The sequence below is a fragment of the Polyangiaceae bacterium genome (genome assembly GCA_015075635.1).
Lineage (GTDB): Bacteria > Myxococcota_A > Polyangia > Polyangiales > Polyangiaceae > JADJKB01.
The window spans coordinates 860138-880681 of record JABTUA010000002.1 but is presented as its reverse complement, the minus strand read 5'-3'; the positions used below and the strand labels follow the sequence as shown (position 1 = coordinate 880681).

Below are 20544 nucleotides of genomic sequence, written 5' to 3'. Positions count from 1 at the left end.
TGAGCATTCGCAACAAGTGACCAAGCGCTTTGGAAGCGGTGACCATTCTCCACCTCGCGGCCGCTCCGTACGCTCGCTGGAATGGGAACCGTACGATCGACACACGTCGTCGCGTGGACACGCGCCGGCGTCGTTGGCGCGCTCGGCGCGCTCGCCGGGGCGTTCGTGGGCATGGACCTCTGGGCGCGGGGCGCGAGCGGTCCGCCCGAGCCAGGCGCGCTCGCGGCGCGACTGGCCGTAGGCGCCGCCCTGGGCGCCGCGTCGTTGGTCGCGCTGCGATTCGTCGCGCGGACCCTGGTCGGGCGGCTCTCGCCCGGCGCGCTCCTTCCGGACTCGCCTTACCAACGACTCGAGGTCGCCAGCTACTCCCCGTTCCTCCTGCCGCTGGCCGGTGTCGCCGGCGTCCACGTCTCGATCCCGGTGGCCTACGCGATGCTGCTCGCGTTCGCGGCGGGCCAAGTGGCACTGGTGCTGCGAGCTCGGCCTCGCGCACATCATGTGGCGACAGCGGACACGCACCTGGCGTTGCTCTTCGCGCTCTCGGGGATGGCGGCCCTCGTCTACGAGATCGTGTGGCAGCGTGTCTTGTTCGCAGCCTACGGCGTCAACATCGAGTCCGTGACGCTCGTCGTGGCCGTGTTCATGCTCGGGCTCGGATTGGGCGCGCTCGTGGGAGCGCGGGTCTCGGAGCGCTTCCCGAAGCGACTGCCGGAGCTGTTCGCGGGGGCCGAGCTCGCCATTGGCGTGTTCGGCGCCGTCAGCATCCCTCTGATCGAGGCGATCGCGGCGCGGACGCTCCACCTGTCCATGGCGGGCGTCGCAGCGGCGGTGTTTGGCTCGCTGCTTCTGCCGACGCTGCTCATGGGAGCCACGCTTCCCGTTCTGGTCGCCCACGTCACGCGGCACGACGCGCACGTCGGCGCTACCGTCGGGCGGCTCTATGGGCTCAACACGCTGGGTGCGGCGCTCGCGAGCCTCCTGACGGTCGACGTTCTGTTCGTGATGCTCGGCCGCCAGGCCGTCGTCTGGGTCGCGGTGCTCCTGAACTGCGCGGTCGCGGTGCTCGTCCTGCGCATCGCGGCGCGGGTCCGGGCCCTGCGCGGCACCGAGCGCCAGCGCGAAGCGGAGCTCACGGACGAGCGCGAGAAGTCGCCCCGGCCCGCCCGCTCTTTGCCACCCGCGTGGGTGCTCGTCGTGGCGGCCCTGGTGGGCTTCGTCTCGCTCAGCCAGGAGATCCTGTGGGTACGAGTCATCGGCTTCGCCATGCTCGGCATCCCGCAGGTGTTCGGCCACGTGCTCGGCGTCTTCCTGATCGGTGTTGCGCTCGGGGCGCGTGACGCGAAAGCCCTCTGTGGTCTGCCGGGAGCTGACGTCGTTCGAGCGCTCGCGCGTCGCCTGCTCGTGGCGGGGGTGGCGGCCTACGTGGCGATCCCGCTCGTCGGTCAGGTCATGTCATGGAGCAAGTCCGCCGGCCTGCCGGTCGCGTACCTCGCGGTCGGGGCCGGGGCGTACCTGCTCGGAGCAGTGCTCCCTGTCCTCTCGCACGTGGCGGCCGCACGCGGCGCCGCGGCCGGCGTCTCGGTCGCCTGGATCTACGTCGCGAACGTCGCCGGCTGCACCGCAGGCCCGCTCGTCACCGCGTTCGTGCTATTCGACCACTTCACCCTGGAGCAGTGCTCGCTGGGTCTCTCGCTCGCGACCCTCGCCGGCGCGGGGACCCTGTCGATCACGGCCGCTCGGCCCGGTCGCGACCCGGCGCGGGCGGCGGTCCTGTATGCCGCTGCGGTGCTGGCGTTGGCGATCCCGTTGGTCCACGACCGCCTGTACGCGGAACTCTTCGAGAAGCTGCTGTACGGGGCCAGCTTCGAATCGAGGAAGCCCTTCCGGCGCGTGGTGCAGAACCGCAGCGGGGTGCTCGCTGTGGAAGCACACCCGGCGGGGGACGTGATCTACGGCGGCGGGAACTACGACGGGCGCTTCACCATCGACCCAGTCACGGGCGCCAACGCCATCGAGCGCGCCTACATGCTCGCCAGCCTGCACCGCAAGCCGCGACGAGTTCTGGTCATCGGTCTGTCTAGTGGCTCGTGGGTGCGTGTGGTTGCGTCGCACCGGAGCGTCGAACAGATCACGGTGGTCGAGCTCAACCCGGGTTACTCGAGGCTCATCCGCGAGTACGCCGGGCAAGCTGGGATACTCGACGACTCGCGCATCGAATACGCGTGGGACGACGGTCGCCGGTGGCTGCGCCGAAACCCTGATGCGCGCTTCGACTTCATCCTCATGAACACTGTGCAGCACTATCGAAGCAACGCGACGAATCTGTTGTCGCGGGAGTTCCTCGAGCTCTGCCGGAGTCATCTCGAGCCAGGCGGGGTGATTTACTACAACACGACTGGCTCGCCCGATGCCGCGTACACCGCTGCGACAGCCTTCAGGTACGTCGTGAGGTTCTCGAACTTCGTGGCCGCCAGCGCGTCGCCGATCGATCTGACCCGGGACGAGCGACGCAAGAACCTGGAGCTCTTCCTCGAGGGCGGGCGCCGCTTGCTGAATGCCGAGACCACGGAGCGCCTGGCGTCGTCGTCGCTGCACGACCGCGGTGAGGAGCTGAGGGCCAGCGCCGACCTTCAGACAATCACGGACGACAACATGCTGACCGAGTTCAAGCGCGCACACACGGACCTCCTGATCCCACGCCTGTACGGCTGGCACGATCCGTCGCGGGCTTGGGGACGGGTGATGGCGAGGTAGGCCCCGGGGACTACCGGCTCGAGCGTCGCCTCTCCCGCGTCGCCGATCCCCGCGACGACGGTCGCGCGGGGGTGTGCGCCCGGGTGTCCCGCGCGGTCGCCCGGGTCTCGCCGGCGGAGTCGCCCGCGGGCTCGTCGCTCGAGTCGGGCTCGCGGTCGGCCAGCGCCTCGTCGAGCGCGGCCTCGAAGACGGCGCTCCAGAACGCCTCGCTCGGGACGAGGCGATCCTCTACGGTGACGCACAACGTCCCGGGCGCTTCGCCGCCGGGTGTGCAGCGGTCCCCGCGGCGCGACGAGAACCCCGGACAGGCCGCCAGGCAGAGGTGAGGGTTGTCGCCGTCGTAGCTGGACTGCCGGCAAGCGTCGACGCAGGCACGCACGCCCTCCGCCTCGGTCTCCGAGGCGAAGTGGGCGCGGTACGCGGTCGGACCCGTGGCACAACCGCTCGTGATCAGGAACAGGAGCATTCCCCAGTGCTTCATGCGCCGGACGCCAGCAACCTCCATGCCGGCCAGAACTTCCGAGAATTCAGCGAGGCGTGCGGACCACGGACGTCGGGTGTGGTGGAGCGGGCACGCCCGGCGGTTCACGGTTGGTGAGTAATTCCACCGCGCTCGCCTCACCCTCCCGCCGGAGCGCCGCTGCCGCCAGGAGGCAGAGCACCGGCGTCACCACCAGGTGATAGCGGTCGTCGCCGAAGAACACGGCGTGGGTGAGCGCGGTGGCGGCGAGCAGGCAGTAGAGGTAGCGCCCGACCGGGCCGTGGCGCGGGCGACCCGGCAGCGGCAGGAGCGCGGCGAGCGGCAGGAGCGCGGGCAGCCAGAAGAACGGGTGGCGGATGTCGGCGAAGCCGTAGGTCGTGCCGGCGACGACCAGCAGGAACAGACCCCACTGCGCGTATTGCTTCTTGCTCTCGCGGCTCCTGACGCTGACGTTGGTCACGACCGAGAGGGCGGCGGCCACCAAGAGCAAGCGGTGGAACAGGGTGAGCAAACCTCGGCCCGCGACGCGACGCGCCTCGGGCCAGGACGCCGGGTCCGCCTCGCGCAGGTACTCGATGGCGAAGGACTCGTGGTCGAAGGTGTGGCCGAGCTTCTTGGGAATGAGCCCCAGCCAGCGCACGGGATCGGCCTTGATGCGCGCGCGGCCGACGGCGGCCCAGCAGCGATCTTGCTGCACCTGGCCCGTCACGATGGGGCAGCCGTCGCTGGCGCGCAGCGTGTCGAAGCGTCCCGTGTCGCTGATGGCGCCGATGGCCAGGTTCCAGCCGCCGTTGGTGCTGACCAGGGCGCAGCCGTCCATGACCCGGCAGTTGCGCAGCGTCCACGGCGAGACGACCACGAGCGCCAAGCCGGTGGCGATGGCCGCACGAGCGAGCGCCTTCCACCACGGGCGCGGCCCCATCACCGCGATGAGCGGCGCCGCGAGCAAGGTCGAGGGCCGGACCAGGGTGGCGAGCCCGAGCACGAGCCCCGCGGCCACCGCGCCGAGCCAACGCGGTCCGAACAGCGCGGCGACCAGCGCGGCGCTGGCCAGAAGGAGCGCGGCCAAGGGCTCCGTCATCACCACCGCGGAGTAGGCGATGAGACCGGGGTGGAGCGCGGCCAGGGTGGCGGCGACGCGCGCGCGGCGCTCGCTCAGGTACTGGCGCGCGAGGCGGTGCACCACGGCGACGAGCAGCGCGCCGAGCACGGCGTTGACGACCGGCGCGACGCCGATGCCGGTGCCGAAGACCTTGTAGACGAGGCCGAGAAAGCCGGAGAGGCCCACCGGGTAGTGACACCAGGGCTTCCACACGGCCTGACCCGCGATCAGCACGTCTTCGGAGTAGCCCAGGCCAGACGCGATGCGCGTGGCGCCGAAGTGGTAGTAGTGACCGTCCCAGACCGGCTCCCGCGCCCACGCGATGGCGACGAACAGCCGCGGCAGGAGCGCGACCAAGGCCACGGCGAGCGTGAAGATCAGGTCGCCGCGGTCGGCACGGGAAGAGCGCATCGGTCGGTCGCCGGGATGCTAGGCGTTGGTCTCGCCGCCGCTCGTCGCGCCCCACTGGCGCATGCGGCGGAGGTAGGTGCGGCAGACCTGGGCCGGGTCGAGCTTCAGGTACTTGGCCACTTGTTGCACGAAGCCCCGGGTGTAGACCAGCGCCGGCAGATCCGCGAAGGCCTCGGCCTCGATGGCGCGCAGGTGGGCGGCGCTGATCTTGGTGTGATCGGCGATCTCCTCGATCTCGACCCCCTGCGACTCGCGCACCTTGGCGATCAGGCGTCCGGTGAACTCGGTCTCGGCGTTGATCTCGCGGCCCAGCTCCTGGCGCAGCATCGCGCGCTCGGCCTCGAGGGCGCTGTCGAGGATCGCGGGCCGCGCCACGCGCTCCTCGCTGGACTCCGGGAAGACCGACACGTCGTAGGCGCGACGTCGGATGGGATCGAGCAGCGTGTCGTGCGCCTCCTCGATTCGCGCTTGCTCCACGCGGAGCGCCGCCTCGTTCAAGAGCGAGGTCAGGGGCAGGCTGCCGGGCTGGTACAGCTCGCGCTGCCGCTTGTACGCCCGGCGTACCTCTTCGTCCGTCGCACCTCGGTGCGTCCAGAGCACGTCGTACAGGCTCGGCTCCTTGGGCACCAGCGGGATCGGCGTGGCTTCCCGGACCTGCTCGCGCGTCGTGGAGACGGCCAGCACGCGGCGCGCGATGCGCTCGATGTTGCGCGCGCTCTTGCTGGTGGGGCTGTCGATGAGCACCGGGCGGCGTCGCACCACGGAGAGCCAGACGCCGTCGTCCTGCTCGATGTGGCCGACGTAGTCGAAGTGTACGCCCAGGTAGCGCTCGGCCATGTCGCACATGGCCTGGCCCAGGTCGGAGTCGGTGCGCAGGCGGACGCCGTTCACCGCGATGCGCAGCTGGAGCTTCGCCAACTCGCTCGCCGCCAGCTCCCCCACGCCGACGTCGTAGCGGGCGATGTTGCGCACCAGATCCTGCGGCGCCGGCAGCGGGGGCAGCTCGGACTGCGCGCGCTCGACCAGCCGCATCTTGAAGCGGTCCTTGATCAGCGTGCGGCGGATCTGGCGCTGGAACAGCGCGCGCGCGAAGCGGTAGGTCGCCTCGACGCTGGGCGGCTCCGGCGCGGTGACGCACAGGCCGGTGTCGGCGCCCAGGAACAGATCCAGCGTGGCCGGCCCGGTGCCGGCGCCGAGATCGAGCAGCACGTAGTCCACGTCGAGCTGGCGCAGGCGGCGCGCCCAGCGCGGCTTGCGCCCCGGGCGGATCGGCACGGTCGAGCCGGGGGTGTAGAGCTGCGGCAGGAGCAAGAGCCCCGGCACCGGCGTCGGGACCGGAGTGAGATCGTCGTCGGCAGACTCCTCGCGCGTGCTCGGGAACCCGAGCGGGACGTCCACCCCCAGCATGGTGTGCAGCTCCGCGCCCGCCGGGTCGGCGTCCACCAGGAGCACCGAGCGGCCCAGCTGCGCCAGGTACACGCCGAGGTTCACGGCGAGCACGCTCTTGCCCACGCCGCCACGTCCCCCGCCCACCGCGATCACGTGGCGGACGTTGCGTGGGGGAGGCACGCTCGGCGGGATGCTGTCGGGCGGGATGGAATCCGCCATGGCCAGGGATCTACCTCACTTTGGGCCGGGAGCGGCGTTCTGCCGTCGATCTAGAGCCGGCTCGCGACCGATGATATAGCCCCGCCATGCTGAGCCTGCGCCTGCTGGGAGCCGTCATGGTGCTCTCGCTGCTCCAATTCAAGCTGAGCACCTGCCGCTCGCCGGGCGAGGGGGGCAAGGGACCGGGCAGCGGGGACTCCGGCAGCTTGGTCGAGCTGCCGGGCGTGGACACCGCTCAGCTGACCTCCCGCGAGAAGCACGACTGGTCGAGCGCGGTGAGCGAGCTTCTGGCCCCGTGCGCGGATCAGGCCGTCAGCCTCGCGCAGTGCGTGAAGGAGGCGCGCCCCTGCAAGGCCTGCACGCCGGGCGCGCAGTTTCTGGCCAGGCACGTGCGCAAAGGCAAGACGCGAGCGCAGCTCGACGCGGCGTACAAGAAGCGCTTCGCCGCCGATCAGGTCAAGGAGATCCCGATCGCCGGCTCGCCCACCAAGGGGCCCGACGACGCGGTCGTCACCATCATCGAGTTCGCGGACTTCGAGTGCCCCGGCTGCGGCAAGGCCCATCCGGTGATCGCCAAGCTCCTGGCGAAGTACCCGTCGCACATTCGCCTGGTGTTCAAGAACTACCCGCTCAGCATCCACAAGCACGCGGAGAAGGCCGCGCGCGCCGCCTTGGCCGCTGGCCGTCAAGGAAAGTTCTGGGAGATGCACGCGCGGCTGTTCGAGATGCAGCCGAACCCGCCGGACGACGCGGCGCTGGAGAAGCTGGCCAAAGAGCTCGGCCTCGACATGAAGAAGTTCGCCGACGACGTCGCGAGCGAGGCCATCGCCGACGAGGTGTCGCGCGACCGCAAGCACGGCGACGCGGTGGACCTGGAGTCCACGCCGCTGCTCTTCATCAACGGCCGCCATTACGACCTGGATCACTTCGACTTCGCCGAAGACCTCGACGACTGGATCGCGCTCGAGCTCGAGCTCAAGACCGGCAAGAAGGTCGAGCCGAAGGCCGTGAAGGACGACGGCCCGGGCGAAAAGCCGGTGGTCGAGAAGGACATCAAGCCGCCGGCCTCGGCCGTGCCCGCTCCGTCGGCGGCGCCGCCGCCCAGCGGCAACGCCACCCGCGCCAAGACCGACCCGAGCGCCAAGGGCAAATGAAGCAGGGCGCAGACGGCGGCGGCTGCTTCCCCACCGGGCGTCACTACCCCGGCATCGCACACCTCTTGCGCGCCGTGGCGGTGGGCGTCGCCGAGGAGCTCGGCGCGGAGCGCGCGATCGCGGAGCTGCCGCTGGTGGCCATCGACACGGAGACGACCGGGCGCGACGCCGCGCTCGACCGCATCGTCGAGATCGCCTGCGTGCGCTTCGAACGCGGCGCCGTCGCCTGGCGCAAGAGCTGGCTGGTGAACCCGGGCATCCCGATCCCGAAGGAGGCCTTCGACGTGCACGGCATCGGGGACGACGACGTGCGTGACAAGCCGCGCTTCTCGGAGATCGCCCGGGAGGTCCTCGACGCCCTCGCCGGGGCGGTGCCCCTTGCGTACAACGCCGAGTTCGATCGGGCCTTCCTCCTGGCCGAGCTCGAGCGCGCAGGCGCCAGCGACGGCTCCGCGCCCGCCTGTCGGCGCGGCGTGGACTGGATCGATCCGCTGGTCTGGGCCCGCGAGCTGCAGAAGTTCGAGAAGGGCAAGACGCTGGGCGAGGTGGCGGGCCGGCTCGGCATCGAGATCAGCCAGGCTCACCGCGCCAGCGACGACGCCGAGGCGGCGGTGCGGGTCTTGCACGCCTTCTCGAGCGACGCGCGGGTGCCCAAGAGCTACGCGGCGTTCGTGCAGGAGCAACGCCGTCTGGCGCGCATCTTCGAGGAAGAGCGCGCCAAGTGGCGGGGCGCGCGGAGCTGAGGGAGGGCGCGGGGGTCGCGCGGCTCAGCGGCGGTTCGTGCGCGGACGGGTGCCGGAGCCGAAGCGGACGACTCTCTGGGGACCTCGGTGCCGCGGCGGTGAGGACCCGCCGCCCAGTCCTCGACGAAGGCGCCAGCTCAGGACGCAGCAATCGGGAGCGCGCCGTGCGGCACTCCAGCGGTTCGAGCCGCCTTGCATAGAAGCACAGTCGAGAATATGTTTTAGCATAATGCGTACCTCGATCGACATCCCCGACGGCCTCTTTCAGCGCGCCAAGAAGCTCGCGCGCGAGCGCAAGACCTCGCTCCGAGCGCTCTTGCTCGAGGGCCTGAGCGAGGTGCTCCGGCGCGAGCGGCCGGGTCGCGAGCGCTACCAGATGAAGGACTGCTCGTTCGGAAGCGGGGGGCTGGTCGAGGGGCTCGAGTGGACCGACGGCGATCGACTGCGCGATCTGACCTACGAAGGCCGCGGCGGGTGATCGCCCTCGACACGAACATCCTGGTGTACTCGCACCGGAGCGACTCCCCCTTCCACGCTCGCGCGCAGCGTGTCGTCCGCCAGCTGGTCGAGGGCGGGACGCGCTGGGCGCTGCCCTGGCCGTGCGTCCACGAGTTCGTGGCCAACGTCACCAACGCCAGGATCTACAGGTCCCCGACGCCGCTCGCCCTCGCGATCGAGCAAGCGAGTCAGTGGCTCGGTTCGCCCGCCGTCCGACTTCTTGCCGAAGAGGACGGATACTGGGACGTCCTGGCGGGGCTGCTCCATTCGTCGCAGGTCACCGGAGCCAAGGTCCATGATGCCCGCATCGCGGCGCTGTGCATCCTGCATGGGGTGACCGAGCTCTGGACCGCGGACCGCGACTTCAACCGCTTCGCCGCGCTCGCGACGAAGAACCCGCTCGTCGAAAGCACCGAGCGCTGATCCGTCGCTCACGGCGTCTCGATACCGGCGTCCACCGCCGGCGGCAGCTCGCCGGCGTCCACCAGCGCTCTGCCTTCGATCCGCATCTTCACGTCGAGCAGCACGGTCTCTCCCGGGACGAGCGTGATGGTGCGCCGCTCGGTGGGCGCGTTCGGGTGCTCGAGCCGCACGTAGTGGGTGCCCGCGCCGAGCGGGATGGCGCGCGCGAAGGGTGTGGTGTCCACGCGCTGCCCGTCCACGACCACGTGGGCCCAGGGATCCGCGACGACGCGCAGGAACGCCGGCCGTTTCGGCGAGAGCGCCAGCTCCGCCGGCCCGCCGCGGGCCGCCGTGCGGCCCTCCTGCCGGGAGGCGAGCCAGTGCAGGCCCGCGCCAACGACGACGATGGCCGCGAGGCAGGCCAAAAAGCCCTTCAGCGCCCAGCTCACCGGCGGCGCCTCGGCTGGTTCGGCGAGCACCGCCGAGGTGTCGAGCACCGAGCGCGGTGCCTCTTCGGTGAGGCCCGACTGCACCAGCGCACGCGCGATCTCTCGGTGCGACGAGGTCACGCCGGCCTCGCCGAGAAAGCGCTCGAGCGCCAGGACCATCTCCTCCGTGCTCGCGAAGCGATCGCTCGGCATCTTCTCCAGGCAGCGCTGCGCGATGCGCTCCAGCGTCGCCGGCACCCCGGAGACGGAGCGCCCGAGCGGCGGAGCGGCGTCGTGTCGGATGCGCTGCGCCGCGGTGCGATCGTCCGGCGCGTCGAAGGGGCGCGCACCCGCGAGGAGCTCGTACAGCACCACGCCGAGCGAGAACAGATCGCTGCGCGGATCCGCCGGCTCGCCCAGGATTTGCTCCGGCGACAGATACAGCGGGCCGCCGAAGCTGGTCGCGCCATCGAGCAGCTCCGGCGCCGTTGGCAGCCGCCCATCCACCGCGACCGAGAAATTCAAGAGCTTCACGTGGCCCCGCTTCGAGACCATGACGTTCTTGGGCTGCACGTCCCGGTGTACGACGCCGTGCCGGTGGGCGTGCTCGAGCGCGCGGCCGACCTCCAGCACGATGGCCGCCGCGGTCAACGGCGGGAGCTTCTTCACCACGCGGAGCAGCTCGTCCAGGGCCCAGCCGTCCACGTATTCGAGCACCAGCCACATGCGGTCCTCGCGCCGCACGAAGTCGTGGACGTGCAGGATGTTCGGGTGGTGGAGCTCAGCGAGCACGCGCGCCTCGCGCTCCAGCGACGCGGCGAACGGGCTCGACGGCAAGATGCTCGACGACAACGCCTTCACCAGCACCGGCCGGCCGAGCGGCTGCTGGACCGCGTGATAAAGGTCCGCGACGGGTCCCGAGCGGAGCTTCTCGAGCACCTGGCAGCCGTCGAAGACCGGGAGGTCCGGCATCGCGAGCGACTCTACTCAGTTGCCGGCGCGCACACACGCGCTACCGTCCGGGAATGGCGAAGCGCTCGACTTGGGTTCTCGGGGTTCTGATCTCGCTCGGTCTCACGCTGTCCGCGTGCGGCGAAGACGGCGAGGATGGGGGCGGGACCGGAGGTGCCACGACCGGTGGTACGGGTGGGGGCGGAACTGGCGGTGGGACGAGCGGTGGCGCCGGCGGCGGCGCGGGCAGTGGGGGTGGCTCCGCGGGCGCGGGTGGCTCCGCGGGCGCGGGTGGCTCCGCGGGTGCAGGTGGAAGCTCGGGTGCAGGTGGAACCTCGGGTGCAGGTGGCTCCGCGGGTGCAGGTGGCTCCGCGGGTGCAGGTGGCTCCGCGGGCAGCGGCGGCACCGACGGTGGCGCCGGCACGGGTGGAGCGGACGCCGGGGGTGACGCTGGCGCGGCCAAGATCGTGCCGACCATCACGGGCAGCCAGCTCTACATCAACTGCATGCCCATCGTCGGGCCCGATCCGGTCAACGGCTCGTTCCAGGTCTCCTATGACAACACCGCCGGGACCGCGGCGGGACAGACCAAGGTCACGAGCGTCGTCCTGTCGCTGAGCAAGGGGCCGAGCAACCTCGACTGGACCTTCAAGGTCACGCCGGACGGCAGCGGCACCGTCAACGCCGGGGCCACGTCCGTGGTGCAGCACCAAAAGACCGCCGGGAGCGGCACCGGCAGCGGGGGCAGCGGAGCTCCCTGCACTTTCTGCGGTGGTTCCGCGACGCTGAAGGTGCAGTGGGACAATGGCACCTCGGACAGCGAGAAGCTGGCAAACATCACCTGCGCGATGTGAGCGCCTCGAGACCAAGCTATAGTCTTCACCTTGCTGCGGAGGTGAGCCGATGGCGCTCGTCGTACGAAAACGCTTGTTCTTGGGCATCGGTGTCGCGGCCTTCGCGCTCGCGCAGGCGTGCAGCTGCAGCGACGAAGGCGAAGAAGCCTCGAACGTGCCCGGCACCGGCGGTACCGGTGGCGGCGCCGGCGACTCCAGCAGCGACTCGCTGATCTTCCCCGACGGCAACGGCGGCGAGACCAGCAACACCTGTCCGGGCGGCTGCCCTGAAGGGCAGATCTGCATCAACGGCTTCTGTGTCACGCAGACCGCGTGCAACACCGACGACGACTGCCAGAACGACACGTACTGCGAGCCGGGCACTGGCTGCGTGCCCTGGGGCACCCCGCCGGGCAAGAACAACGATCCGAACTGCCAGGTCGGTCTGCCTCCCGGCAACTTCGCGCCCGCCATCAAGTGCGAGTTCTCGACGGCCCCCGCGGGCGATCCGTTCCCCAATCACCTCGATGTGCAGGCCACGCCGGTAGTGGTGAACTTCAACAAGCCGGGTCAAGGCGTGCCCAGCATCGTGGCGCCGTTCACGGCGACGGTGCCGGCGAGCTACACCGAGAACCAGGGCGTGATCCGCGTGCTGCGCGGCGACACCTGCCAGCTCGAGGCGAACCTCGGTGGTGGCCAGTCCGGCTACAGCGGCTGGCTCATCTCGTCAGCGTCGGTGGCGGCCGGCGATCTCGACGGCGACGGCTCGCCGGAGATCGTCGCCAAGGGTGCAGACGGGCTGCTCGTCGCCTTCACGCGCAAGGCCGGCAACTGGGGCGTGCTCTGGCAGTCGGCGGCGGCCATCGCCGGCGGCAACTGGGCGGGGCCGAGCATCCACGATCTGGACGACGACGGCGTGCCGGAGGTGATCCGCGAGGGCACCGTGGTGGACGGCTTGACCGGCGCGATCAAGGGCGCTTCACCGGCGGGCTACGCGAGCTACAGCCAGGGGCTCGATCCGGTGCTGGCCGATCTCGACCAAGATCCCGCCATCGAGCTGACCAACGGCCAGACCGTGTGGCAGTGGACGAGCGGGGGCTGGCAGGTGGAGACGTATTTCGCCGGGCCCGGCCCGGGCTTCCCTGCGGTGGCCGATTTTGGCGCGTACGGCGCCAGCCTGCCGGCGACGAACCCCGAGCTGGCGGTGATCCGCGGTGGCACCGCGGCCATCTACGCCATGGACGGCACGGCCGTGCTCGGACCGCTTGCCGTGCCGGGCGGTGGCGGCGGCGCGCCGACCATCGCGGACTACGACGGTGACGGGCTGCCCGAGCTGGGAGTCGCGGGCCAGGCGTTCCTGACCGTCTACGACATCGACTGCACGACGTCGCCGCGGCCGAACGGCAAGTGCCAGAACACGAACGGCTGCGACGACGCGAACGCGGTTCCGGGTGCCTGCCCGGCGGGCATCCTGTGGTCGCGCCGCACGCAGGACATCTCCAGCAACATCACCGGCTCCAGCGTGTTCGACTTCGAGGACGACGGAAAAGCCGAGGTGGTCTACGCCGACGAGTGCTTCGTGCGCGTGTACGACGGTCAGACCGGCAAGGTGCTGTTCAGCCAGTTCCGCTCGAGCTGCACCTGGTACGAGAACCCGGTCGTCGCCGACACCGACGGGAACTTCCGCGCGGATCTGGTCACGCCGTCGAACCTGGCCTGCTCCGCCGGCGGCGCGGGCATCGCCTGCAACGCGCCGCTGATCAACGCCGACGGCGTGGACGCGACCTTCGCCGGCTCCGGCTGCCTGGTGAACGCCGACTGCGCCAGCAACAACTGCGATCAGGGCTACTGCCGCTGCACCACGACCGGGCAGTGCTGCGCCGCCGGGACGGATCAAGCCTGCACGGATCAGGGCTACAAGTGTGCTGCGCCGCCGGCCGGAACCCCCGGCACCGGCAACACCTGCCGCGCCGCCCACCCGAAGGGCGTGCAAGGCATCCGCGTCTACCAGGACGCGACCGATCGCTGGGTGCGCTCCCGCACCATCTGGAACCAGCACGCCTATGCCGTGACCCACGTGAACGAAGACGGCACCGTGCCCAAGACCAGCGCCTGGAAGAAGAACTGGCTCGACCCCACGCTGAACAACTTCCGCCAGAACGTGCCCGGCGACGCCAGCGGCCAGGACATCCCGGACATGACCACCGGCATTGCCGGCTTCCAGTGCGGCTCCAGCGGCGCGCTGCTCTCGGCGCCGGTCTGCAACCGCGGCACCGCGCCCATCGGCTCCGGCGTGAAGGTCGGCTTCTACGACGGCACCACCAAGGTGTGCGAGACGGCGACCACCAAGGCGCTGAACCCCGGCGAGTGCGAGACCGTGAGCTGCGTCTGGGCCACGCCCCCCACCTCGGTCGGCACGGACATCAAGGTCATCTCCGACGACGACGGCAGCAAGACCGAGTGCAAAGAGAAGAACAACGAGGGCAGTGTGCTCGGCGTGAAGTGCAAGCCGCCGGCATGACGTGGTAGGAGGGGGCGTGCGTCTCCTCCACCTCGCTCTCGTCTCGCTCTCCCTCGCGCTCACCGGCTGCGGCAACAGCACCGCCAAGCCCGGGGAGTCGCCCCGCGGCGGCTGCCAGAACGGGGTGCTCCCGGCCGGCCACTGGATCGGCGAGTGGCAGACCTACGCGCTCGCGCGCCCGGAGCTGGTGCGCTCCGGTACGCTGGACGTGGTGATCGCCGCGAGCGGCAAGCTCACCGGCCAGAGCGCGGAGTCCGACAATCCGGACCTCGGCACGCTCTCCGGCACGGTGAAGGCCACGGGCGAGTTCAGCGTCGACAGCGTGGTGATGCGCGGCGAGCACCAGCGCAAGTACCAGCTCAGCGGCACGCTCGCCTGCGCGGGCAGCGCGCTTGACGGGGCCGGCACCAGCAGCTGGGGCCCGGGCGAAGGCGACAAGGGCAACCTGAAGTTCCGTTTGCAGCGCGCGGATTGAGCGAGCTCACTCCGCGCACGGTACGACCGTCGAGCCGACGTCGTCGGCGACCTCCCGCACGAGGAGCACGAAGGCGTCCGTCAGATCTCGCTTCGCCTTCAGGGCGATCTGATCGATGCGCGGCATTGGCCGGCGGCTGAGCTCGCCGTTCAGGGTGACGACCTTGCCGTGCAGCACACTGAATTTGGCTCGTCGTCGGCCAGGATGCAGGCGCCTGCCGCGGGCGGTGGGCGCGCTCACGCCCCGTCCTTCCAGGCGAAGTACATCCCCTGCGACACGATGCGCGCGAGGTTCTCGCTCGACACCCAGGGGAGCTGCTCTGCCACCAGCGCCTTTGCCTCGGCGGGGACGCTCGGATCGTTCAGGCCGCGCTCGAGGGCGAGGTTCTGCACGATGGAGTGCCCCGTGTTCATCGCGTCCCGAGCGATGTCGTCGTAGCGGTCGAGCTCGTCCTGGCAGAGCTCGGGGCGCAGCAGGGCGAGGCGACCCTGGGTGGGCTGGAGGAAGTCCGGGCCCCAGGCCAGCGCGAGATCGAGCGCCAGGTTCATGAGCTCGGGGTCCACTTCACCCCCCGCCCAGCACCTTCGCCAAATACCTCCCCGTCGCCGAGCCCTTCACCTTCGCCACCTGCTCCGGCGTCCCTTGTGCGATGAGCCTGCCCCCACCGGGGCCGCCCTCTGGGCCCAGGTCGATGACGTGATCGGCGGTCTTGATCACGTCCAGGTTGTGCTCGATGACGATGACCGTGTTGCCCGACTCGACCAGGCGCGAGAGCACGCCGAGCAGCTTCTTCACGTCGTCGAAGTGCAGGCCCGTGGTGGGCTCGTCCAGGATGTAGACGGTCTTGCCGGTGGCGCGGCGCGAGAGCTCTCGGGCCAGCTTGATGCGCTGCGCTTCACCGCCGGAGAGCGTGGGTGACGACTGGCCGAGGTGCAGGTAGTCCACGCCCACCTCCGCCAGGAGCTTCAGCGGCTCGCGGACCTTCGGGTGCGCCGCGAACAGCTCGATGGCCTCGCTGACGGTGAGCTCGAGCACGTCGGCGATGCTCTTGCCTTTGTAGCGCACGGCGAGCGTGGCGGCGTTGAAGCGCCGGCCCTCGCACTCCTCGCACTTCACGTAGACGTCGGCGAGGAAGTGCATTTCGATCTGGCGCACGCCGTCGCCTTCGCAGGCCTCGCAGCGCCCGCCCTTCACGTTGAACGAGAAGCGCCCGGGCTCGAAGCCGTGCATGCGGGCCTCGGGCAGCTCGGCGAAGAAGCCGCGGATCTCGTCGAAGACCTTGATGTACGTCGCTGGGTTGCTGCGCGGTGTGCGACCGATGGGCTTCTGGTCGATGTCGATGACCTTGTCGATCGGCTCGACGCCCTCCAGCGCGCGGAACGCGCCGGGCTTCTGCTCTGCCCCGTGCAGGCGCTCGGCCAGGGCGGGGTAGAGGATGTCGGTGACCAAGGAGCTCTTGCCGGCGCCGCTCACGCCGGTGACGCAGGTGAGGACGCCGAGCGGGAACTCGACGTCGAGCTCTTTCAGGTTGTTGGCGCTCGCGCCGCGGAGCGTGAGAGTGCCGGTCGGTTTGCGGCGTGCCTGTGGGACCTCGATGCGCGCGCGGCCGGACAGGTACGCGCCGGTCAGCGACGCCTTGCTCTTCTCGAGCGCCTTCGGCGTGCCGGAGAACACCACCTTGCCGCCGCGCACGCCGGCGCCGGGGCCGAAGTCGATGACGTGGTCGGCGGCGCGGATGGTGTCCTCGTCGTGCTCGACCACGACCACCGTGTTGCCGATGTCGCGCAGCCGTTCGAGTGTGTCGAGCAGGCGGCGGTTGTCGCGCTGGTGCAGGCCGATGCTGGGCTCGTCCAGGATGTAGATCACGCCGGTCAGGTCGCTGCCGACCTGGCTGGCCAGTCGGATGCGCTGCGACTCGCCGCCGCTCAGCGTGGGGCCGGCGCGGTCGAGGGACAGGTAGCCCAGCCCAACCGACTCGAGGAACCCGAGGCGGCTCCGGATCTCCTTGAGCACCTCGGCGGCGATCTCGGCGGCGGCGCCGCGCAGGTCCAACGCTTCGAAGAAGCGCGCCGCGTCGGCGACGGTCTTGGCGGAGACGTCCACGATGCTCTGCCCGGCCACGCGCACCGCGGCGCTCTCCGCGCGCACGCGGGCGCCCTGGCAGGAGGGGCACACGGCGTCGCCCATGAACTGCGCGTACCAGCGCTTCGACCAGTCGCTCTGGGTGCTGGAGAAGCGGCGCATCATGCGCGGGATCACGCCCTCCCAGCTGACGTCCAGTGTGCCCTTGCCGGAGCGGCTCTTCCAGCCGACGCGGTACTTGGCCTCTCCGCTGCCGAAGAGGACCATCTGGCGCTGTTTCGGCGTGAGCTTCTTCCACGGCTTGTCGCAGTCGATGCCGATGGCCTTCAAGATCTGCGCGATGAAGCCGTGGGACCAGCCGGTCTTCTGCGAGACGCCGGCGCCCCAGGGCACCACTGCGCCGTCGTCGATGCTCTTCGACTCGTCCGGGACGATGCGCGCGGGATCGATGGCGACCCGGGTGCCGAGGCCGTTGCAGTCGGGGCACATGCCTTGCGGGCTGTTGAAGCTGAAGGCCTGCGGCGTGAGCTCGGGGAACGAGATGCCGCACTTCGGGCAGGCGGCCTTCTCCGAAAAGGTGTGATCGCCGTCGGGCAAGAGCGCGATAAGCGTGCCTTCGCCGACCCGGAGTGCCTGCTCGACCGAGCCGGTGAGCCGGCTCTCCAGGCCGGGGCCCACGACCACGCGGTCCACCACCGCCTCGACGTCGTGTTTCTTGCGCTTCTCGAGGTGCGTCAGCTTCTCGCTCTCGACGACCTCGCCGTCCACGCGCAGGCGTACGTAACCCGAGCGGCGCGCGTCCTCGAGCAGCTCGCGGTGCTCGCCTTTGCGGTTCGTCAGCAGCGGCGCGAGCAGCACGATGCGGGTGCCCTTGGGCCGCGCGAGCAAGGACTTGGCGATGCGCTCGGGGGTCTGCGCCTGCACCGTGGAGCCGCAGCGGTGGCAGTGCTGCACCCCGACTCGGGCGTAGAGCACGCGCAAGTAGTCGGAGATCTCCGTGATGGTGCCGACCGTGGAGCGCGGGTTCGTGTTGGTCGTCTTCTGCTCGATGCTGACCGCCGGCGACAGCCCGCGGATCGAGTCGAAGCGCGGCTTCTCCATGCGGCCCAGGAACTGCCGCGCGTAGGCCGAGAGCGACTCGACGTAGCGACGCTGACCTTCGGCGTACAAGGTGTCGAAGGCCAGGCTGGACTTCCCTGAGCCCGAGACGCCGGTGAGCACCACCAGCTTCTTCTTGGGGATGCGGACGTCCACGTGCTGCAGGTTGTGCTCCCGCGCACCAGTGATCTGGATGTGGTCGAGCTCCATTTGGGCTCAGCTCTTCTTCTGGTGGAGCCCGCACTCCTTGTCGCTCGCGCGCTCCCACCACCAGCGCCCCTCGCGCTCGTGCTGGCCGGGCAGGATCGGGCGGGTACAGGGCTCGCAGCCGATGCTCACCATCCCTCGGGCGTGGAGCTCGTTGTGGGGCACCCCGAAGCCCTGGATGCTCGCCCACACGTAGTCGAGCGTCACGTCCGCGAGGGGGTTGTACTTGACGAGCGGGGCGCCGCCCTTGCCGCGGAAGGTCGGATCGGTCTGCACCACCGGCAGGTCGGCGCGGGTCGGGCTCTGGTCCTTGCGCTGGCCGGTGATCCAGGCCCCCAGCGTGGCGAGCTGCCGCCGGAGCGGCTCGACCTTGCGCAGGTTGCAGCACTCGGTGTGGCCGTCCTCGTAGAACGAGAAGAGGCCTCTCTTGCGGACCAGCTCCTGGATCAGGGCGCCCTCCGGGAAGCAGTACTCGATGCGGAGGCCGTAGTGCTTCTCGACTTGGTCGAAGAAGCGGTAGGTCTCCGGGTGCAGCCTCCCCGTGTCCAGGCTGAACACCCGGAACGGGAGCTCCGCCTGCTTGGCGAGCTCGATCAGGAGCACGTCCTCCGCGCCGCTGAAACTGATGGCGACGTCCGCACCATGCTCTTCGAGCGCTCGCTTCACGATGGCCCCCGGCGAGGCACCGGAAACGGCGTTCAGGAGCGCGGCGACGTCGACCATGGCCATGGGGCGAATTCGTAGCACCGGGGGGTCCCCGTCGCGAGCCCCCGCCGTTCTGTGTATGCTCGATGCTGGTGGACTCCCGGAACGCGACCACGCGCATCGAAGAGCTCGAGGAGCAGGTGCGCCGCCTGGAGGCACGCCGAGCCGAGCTGGAGGCTCAGATCTCCGCGACGCGCTTCGCCGAGGTCCTCTTGCGCTCGATCCTGGACACCGTCCCCGACTTCGTCGTCAAGCTCAGCCCCGACGGCATCATCCACTTCATCAACCGCGTCGCCCCTGGCCTCGGAGTGACGGATGTCGCCGGCGAGAGCATCTACTCGTTCATCGCCCCGGCCTACCAGGAGACCGCCCGCGCGACCATCGAGCGCGTGGTGAAGACGGGTCAGCCGGACTCCTACGAGACGGTTGCCGTGGGCGCCTACGAGAAACCGGCGCGCTACCTGACGCGCCTCGCCCCGCTCAAGCGCGGTGACGAGGTCGAGTCGCTGGTGATGATCGCCACGGACATCACGGCGCTGATGGACGCGCAGGAGGGGCTGCTCGAAAACCGCGAGAAGCTCGAGCTCGCCATCTCGGCCTCCGGTGTGGGGCTCTGGAGCTGGCAGCGCGAGGGCGACGCCCTGCACTGGGACGCGGCGACCTGCGCCATCTTCGGCGTGGACCAGCCTCCGGCGTCCTTCGGCGCCTACCTCGAGCTGATCCATCCCGCCGACCGCGAGCGGGTCGAGGCGACCGTTGGCCGCGCCGTCGGCGGCGGTCAGTTCGACGACATGGAGCATCGGCTGGTGCGGCCGAGCGGCGAGGTGCGCTGGGTCATGTGCAAGGGCCGCGTGGAGCTCGACATCCACGGCCAGCCGGCGAGGCTCCAAGGCGGCGTGCTCGACGTCACCGACCGGCACCTGTTGCAGGAACAGCTCCTTCAGGCGCAGAAGATGGAGGCGGTCGGCCAGCTCGCCGCAGGCATCGCCCACAACTTCAACAACATGCTGACGGTGATGCTGTCCAGCATGGAGCTCGCGGCCAAGAAGAGCAGCGGAGACATCGAGACCGTGCTGCGCGACGGGCAGCAGTCGGCGCTCAAAGCCGCGCAAATGGTGCGACAGCTCATGGTCTTCTCCGGGCGCACCCGGGACACCAGCCGCCACATCGAGGACGTCGGCGGCGTCGTGCAGCGCACCGTGGAGATGAGCCGCACGACCTTCGGCAACGAGCTCACCCTCGAGGTGCACATCGAGCCGGATCTGCCGGCCGTCCGCTGCGACGCCGGGCAGATCGAGCAGGCAGTGCTCAACGTCCTGATCAACTCGAGGGATGCCTTCGAGTCGGTCGAGGGACGGTCCGCCGAGATCCACGTCGCCGTGGAGAGCTCGCGAGGCGACACTGAAGGCCGGCGTGAGGTGCGCATCTCGATCGCCGACAACGGCTGCGGTATGACGGAAGAGGTTCGGCGCCGGGTGTTCGAGCCGTTCTTCACGACGAAAGAGCCCGGCAAGGGCACGGGTCTCGGCCTCGCCACCACCTACGCCATCGTGCGCGAGCACGGCGGCAGAGTGGAGGTGCAGTCCACCTCTGGCATGGGCACGCGCGTCCACCTGTTCTTGCCCGCCGAGCCGGAGACCAGGCCGAGCCGCGGCTCGGCGCTCAGCGTGCCGCCGCGCAGCGGGCGTGGCGAGCGTGTGCTGGTCGTGGACGACGAGCCCATGATCCGCGAGCTGATGACGCACATGCTGGGCGCCGCGGGGTACCTCGTGGACACGGCGGCCGACGGCATCGACGCCATCGAGCGCGTGCGCGAGGACATCGGTCGCTATCGCGTGGTGCTGCTCGACCAGTCCATGCCGAGGCTCGCGGGCCGCGCTGCGCTGCGGGCGCTCCGGGGGCTCGCCCCCGAGCTCAAGATCATCTGCTTCAGCGGCTACCCGTCGAACCTCGAAGGAGCGGACGCGGTGCTCGAGAAGCCGGTGCCCGAGCAGCGCCTGCTCGAGACCCTCGACGCGGTGCTCGGGCGCTGACGATTTCCGCGGGCCCCTGCCCGTGCTCGCTGTGGCGTCCGAGCGCGGTTCGGTGTAA

The 20544-nt window shown here is 70.2% G+C and carries 17 protein-coding genes; 9 read left to right on the top strand and 8 right to left on the bottom strand.

What is annotated here, in order from left to right; genetic code table 11:
- The first annotated feature begins 81 nt into the window (after positions 1-81).
- On the top strand, positions 82-2754 hold the full coding sequence (locus tag HS104_20295) for a fused MFS/spermidine synthase (GenBank protein MBE7482307.1): 2673 nt from the start codon (positions 82-84) through the stop codon (positions 2752-2754).
- Positions 2755-2764: 10 nt separating this feature from the next.
- Here the strand turns inward: HS104_20295 and HS104_20290 are convergent, their stop codons facing one another.
- Genes HS104_20290 through HS104_20280 form a run of 3 tightly spaced genes read right to left on the bottom strand, consistent with a single transcriptional unit; the run spans position 2765 to position 6356 of the window.
- A complete protein-coding gene (locus HS104_20290) occupies positions 2765-3259 on the bottom strand; it encodes a hypothetical protein (GenBank protein ID MBE7482306.1) in 495 nt (164 codons plus the stop codon).
- Positions 3260-3281: 22 nt separating this feature from the next.
- Positions 3282-4748 carry a glycosyltransferase family 39 protein gene (locus HS104_20285; protein ID MBE7482305.1) on the bottom strand — a complete coding sequence of 489 codons (1467 nt, stop codon included), beginning with the start codon at positions 4746-4748 and terminating at the stop codon, positions 3282-3284.
- Positions 4749-4766: 18 nt separating this feature from the next.
- Positions 4767-6356 (bottom strand): helix-turn-helix domain-containing protein, encoded by a 1590-nt coding sequence (locus tag HS104_20280; GenBank protein ID MBE7482304.1) that lies wholly within the window; start codon positions 6354-6356, stop codon positions 4767-4769.
- Positions 6357-6442: 86 nt separating this feature from the next.
- Here HS104_20280 and HS104_20275 point away from each other — a divergent pair, with 86 nt between their 5' ends.
- From HS104_20275 to HS104_20260, 4 genes are all read left to right on the top strand, one after another.
- Entirely contained in the window at positions 6443-7510 is a 1068-nt protein-coding gene (locus HS104_20275; GenBank protein ID MBE7482303.1) for a thioredoxin domain-containing protein, read from the top strand.
- Positions 7507-8253, top strand: a complete 747-nt coding sequence (locus HS104_20270; GenBank protein MBE7482302.1) for a 3'-5' exonuclease — start codon at positions 7507-7509, stop codon at positions 8251-8253. Before HS104_20275 ends, HS104_20270 begins: the two co-directional genes overlap by 4 nt.
- 229 nt (positions 8254-8482) lie before the next feature.
- Positions 8483-8731, top strand: a complete 249-nt coding sequence (locus HS104_20265) for a hypothetical protein (GenBank protein ID MBE7482301.1) — start codon at positions 8483-8485, stop codon at positions 8729-8731.
- Positions 8728-9174 (top strand): PIN domain-containing protein, encoded by a 447-nt coding sequence (locus HS104_20260; GenBank protein MBE7482300.1) that lies wholly within the window; start codon positions 8728-8730, stop codon positions 9172-9174. The genes HS104_20265 and HS104_20260 overlap by 4 nt, the downstream gene beginning before the upstream one ends.
- A gap of 8 nt (positions 9175-9182) precedes the next feature.
- Here HS104_20260 and HS104_20255 read toward each other — a convergent pair whose 3' ends face one another.
- A complete protein-coding gene (locus tag HS104_20255; GenBank protein MBE7482299.1) occupies positions 9183-10553 on the bottom strand; it encodes a serine/threonine protein kinase in 1371 nt (456 codons plus the stop codon).
- 53 nt (positions 10554-10606) lie between these two features.
- Between HS104_20255 and HS104_20250 the strand changes: the two genes are divergently transcribed.
- Genes HS104_20250 through HS104_20240 form a run of 3 tightly spaced genes read left to right on the top strand, consistent with a single transcriptional unit; the run spans position 10607 to position 14361 of the window.
- Positions 10607-11386, top strand: a complete 780-nt coding sequence (locus tag HS104_20250) for a hypothetical protein (protein MBE7482298.1) — start codon at positions 10607-10609, stop codon at positions 11384-11386.
- 49 nt (positions 11387-11435) lie between these two features.
- The gene (locus HS104_20245; protein MBE7482297.1) at positions 11436-13886 is read left to right on the top strand and encodes a hypothetical protein; all 2451 of its coding nucleotides are present in this window, start codon (positions 11436-11438) and stop codon (positions 13884-13886) included.
- Positions 13887-13902: 16 nt separating this feature from the next.
- Positions 13903-14361: a hypothetical protein gene (locus tag HS104_20240; GenBank protein ID MBE7482296.1), complete on the top strand. Its 459-nt coding sequence runs from the start codon at positions 13903-13905 to the stop codon at positions 14359-14361.
- A 6-nt stretch (positions 14362-14367) separates the two neighbouring features.
- Here the strand turns inward: HS104_20240 and HS104_20235 are convergent, their stop codons facing one another.
- From HS104_20235 to HS104_20220, 4 genes are read right to left on the bottom strand one after another with little or no spacing between them, the layout of a single operon-like run.
- Entirely contained in the window at positions 14368-14601 is a 234-nt protein-coding gene (locus tag HS104_20235) for a hypothetical protein (GenBank protein ID MBE7482295.1), read from the bottom strand.
- Entirely contained in the window at positions 14598-14924 is a 327-nt protein-coding gene (locus tag HS104_20230) for a hypothetical protein (protein MBE7482294.1), read from the bottom strand. The genes HS104_20235 and HS104_20230 overlap by 4 nt, the downstream gene beginning before the upstream one ends.
- Position 14925: 1 nt before the next feature.
- Positions 14926-17751, bottom strand: coding sequence for an excinuclease ABC subunit UvrA (gene uvrA / locus HS104_20225; protein ID MBE7482293.1), 2826 nt, complete (start codon positions 17749-17751; stop codon positions 14926-14928).
- Between the two features lie 6 nt (positions 17752-17757).
- Positions 17758-18477: a phosphoadenylyl-sulfate reductase gene (locus HS104_20220; protein MBE7482292.1), complete on the bottom strand. Its 720-nt coding sequence runs from the start codon at positions 18475-18477 to the stop codon at positions 17758-17760.
- Positions 18478-18545: 68 nt separating this feature from the next.
- Here HS104_20220 and HS104_20215 point away from each other — a divergent pair, with 68 nt between their 5' ends.
- Entirely contained in the window at positions 18546-20486 is a 1941-nt protein-coding gene (locus HS104_20215; GenBank protein MBE7482291.1) for a PAS domain S-box protein, read from the top strand.
- Positions 20487-20544: the final 58 nt, after the last annotated feature.

What these genes read in the sequence shown, in the direction of transcription:
- HS104_20295 (MBE7482307.1), top strand. Translation starts at nt 82, where the DNA reads ATGGGAACCGTACGATCGACACACGTCGTCGCGTGGACACGCGCCGGC.
- HS104_20290 (MBE7482306.1), bottom strand. Translation starts at nt 3,259, where the DNA reads ATGGAGGTTGCTGGCGTCCGGCGCATGAAGCACTGGGGAATGCTCCTG.
- HS104_20285 (MBE7482305.1), bottom strand. Translation starts at nt 4,748, where the DNA reads ATGCGCTCTTCCCGTGCCGACCGCGGCGACCTGATCTTCACGCTCGCC.
- HS104_20280 (MBE7482304.1), bottom strand. Translation starts at nt 6,356, where the DNA reads ATGGCGGATTCCATCCCGCCCGACAGCATCCCGCCGAGCGTGCCTCCC.
- HS104_20275 (MBE7482303.1), top strand. Translation starts at nt 6,443, where the DNA reads ATGCTGAGCCTGCGCCTGCTGGGAGCCGTCATGGTGCTCTCGCTGCTC.
- HS104_20270 (MBE7482302.1), top strand. Translation starts at nt 7,507, where the DNA reads ATGAAGCAGGGCGCAGACGGCGGCGGCTGCTTCCCCACCGGGCGTCAC.
- HS104_20265 (MBE7482301.1), top strand. Translation starts at nt 8,483, where the DNA reads ATGCGTACCTCGATCGACATCCCCGACGGCCTCTTTCAGCGCGCCAAG.
- HS104_20255 (MBE7482299.1), bottom strand. Translation starts at nt 10,553, where the DNA reads ATGCCGGACCTCCCGGTCTTCGACGGCTGCCAGGTGCTCGAGAAGCTC.
- HS104_20250 (MBE7482298.1), top strand. Translation starts at nt 10,607, where the DNA reads ATGGCGAAGCGCTCGACTTGGGTTCTCGGGGTTCTGATCTCGCTCGGT.
- HS104_20245 (MBE7482297.1), top strand. Translation starts at nt 11,436, where the DNA reads ATGGCGCTCGTCGTACGAAAACGCTTGTTCTTGGGCATCGGTGTCGCG.
- uvrA (MBE7482293.1), bottom strand. Translation starts at nt 17,751, where the DNA reads ATGGAGCTCGACCACATCCAGATCACTGGTGCGCGGGAGCACAACCTG.
- HS104_20220 (MBE7482292.1), bottom strand. Translation starts at nt 18,477, where the DNA reads ATGGCCATGGTCGACGTCGCCGCGCTCCTGAACGCCGTTTCCGGTGCC.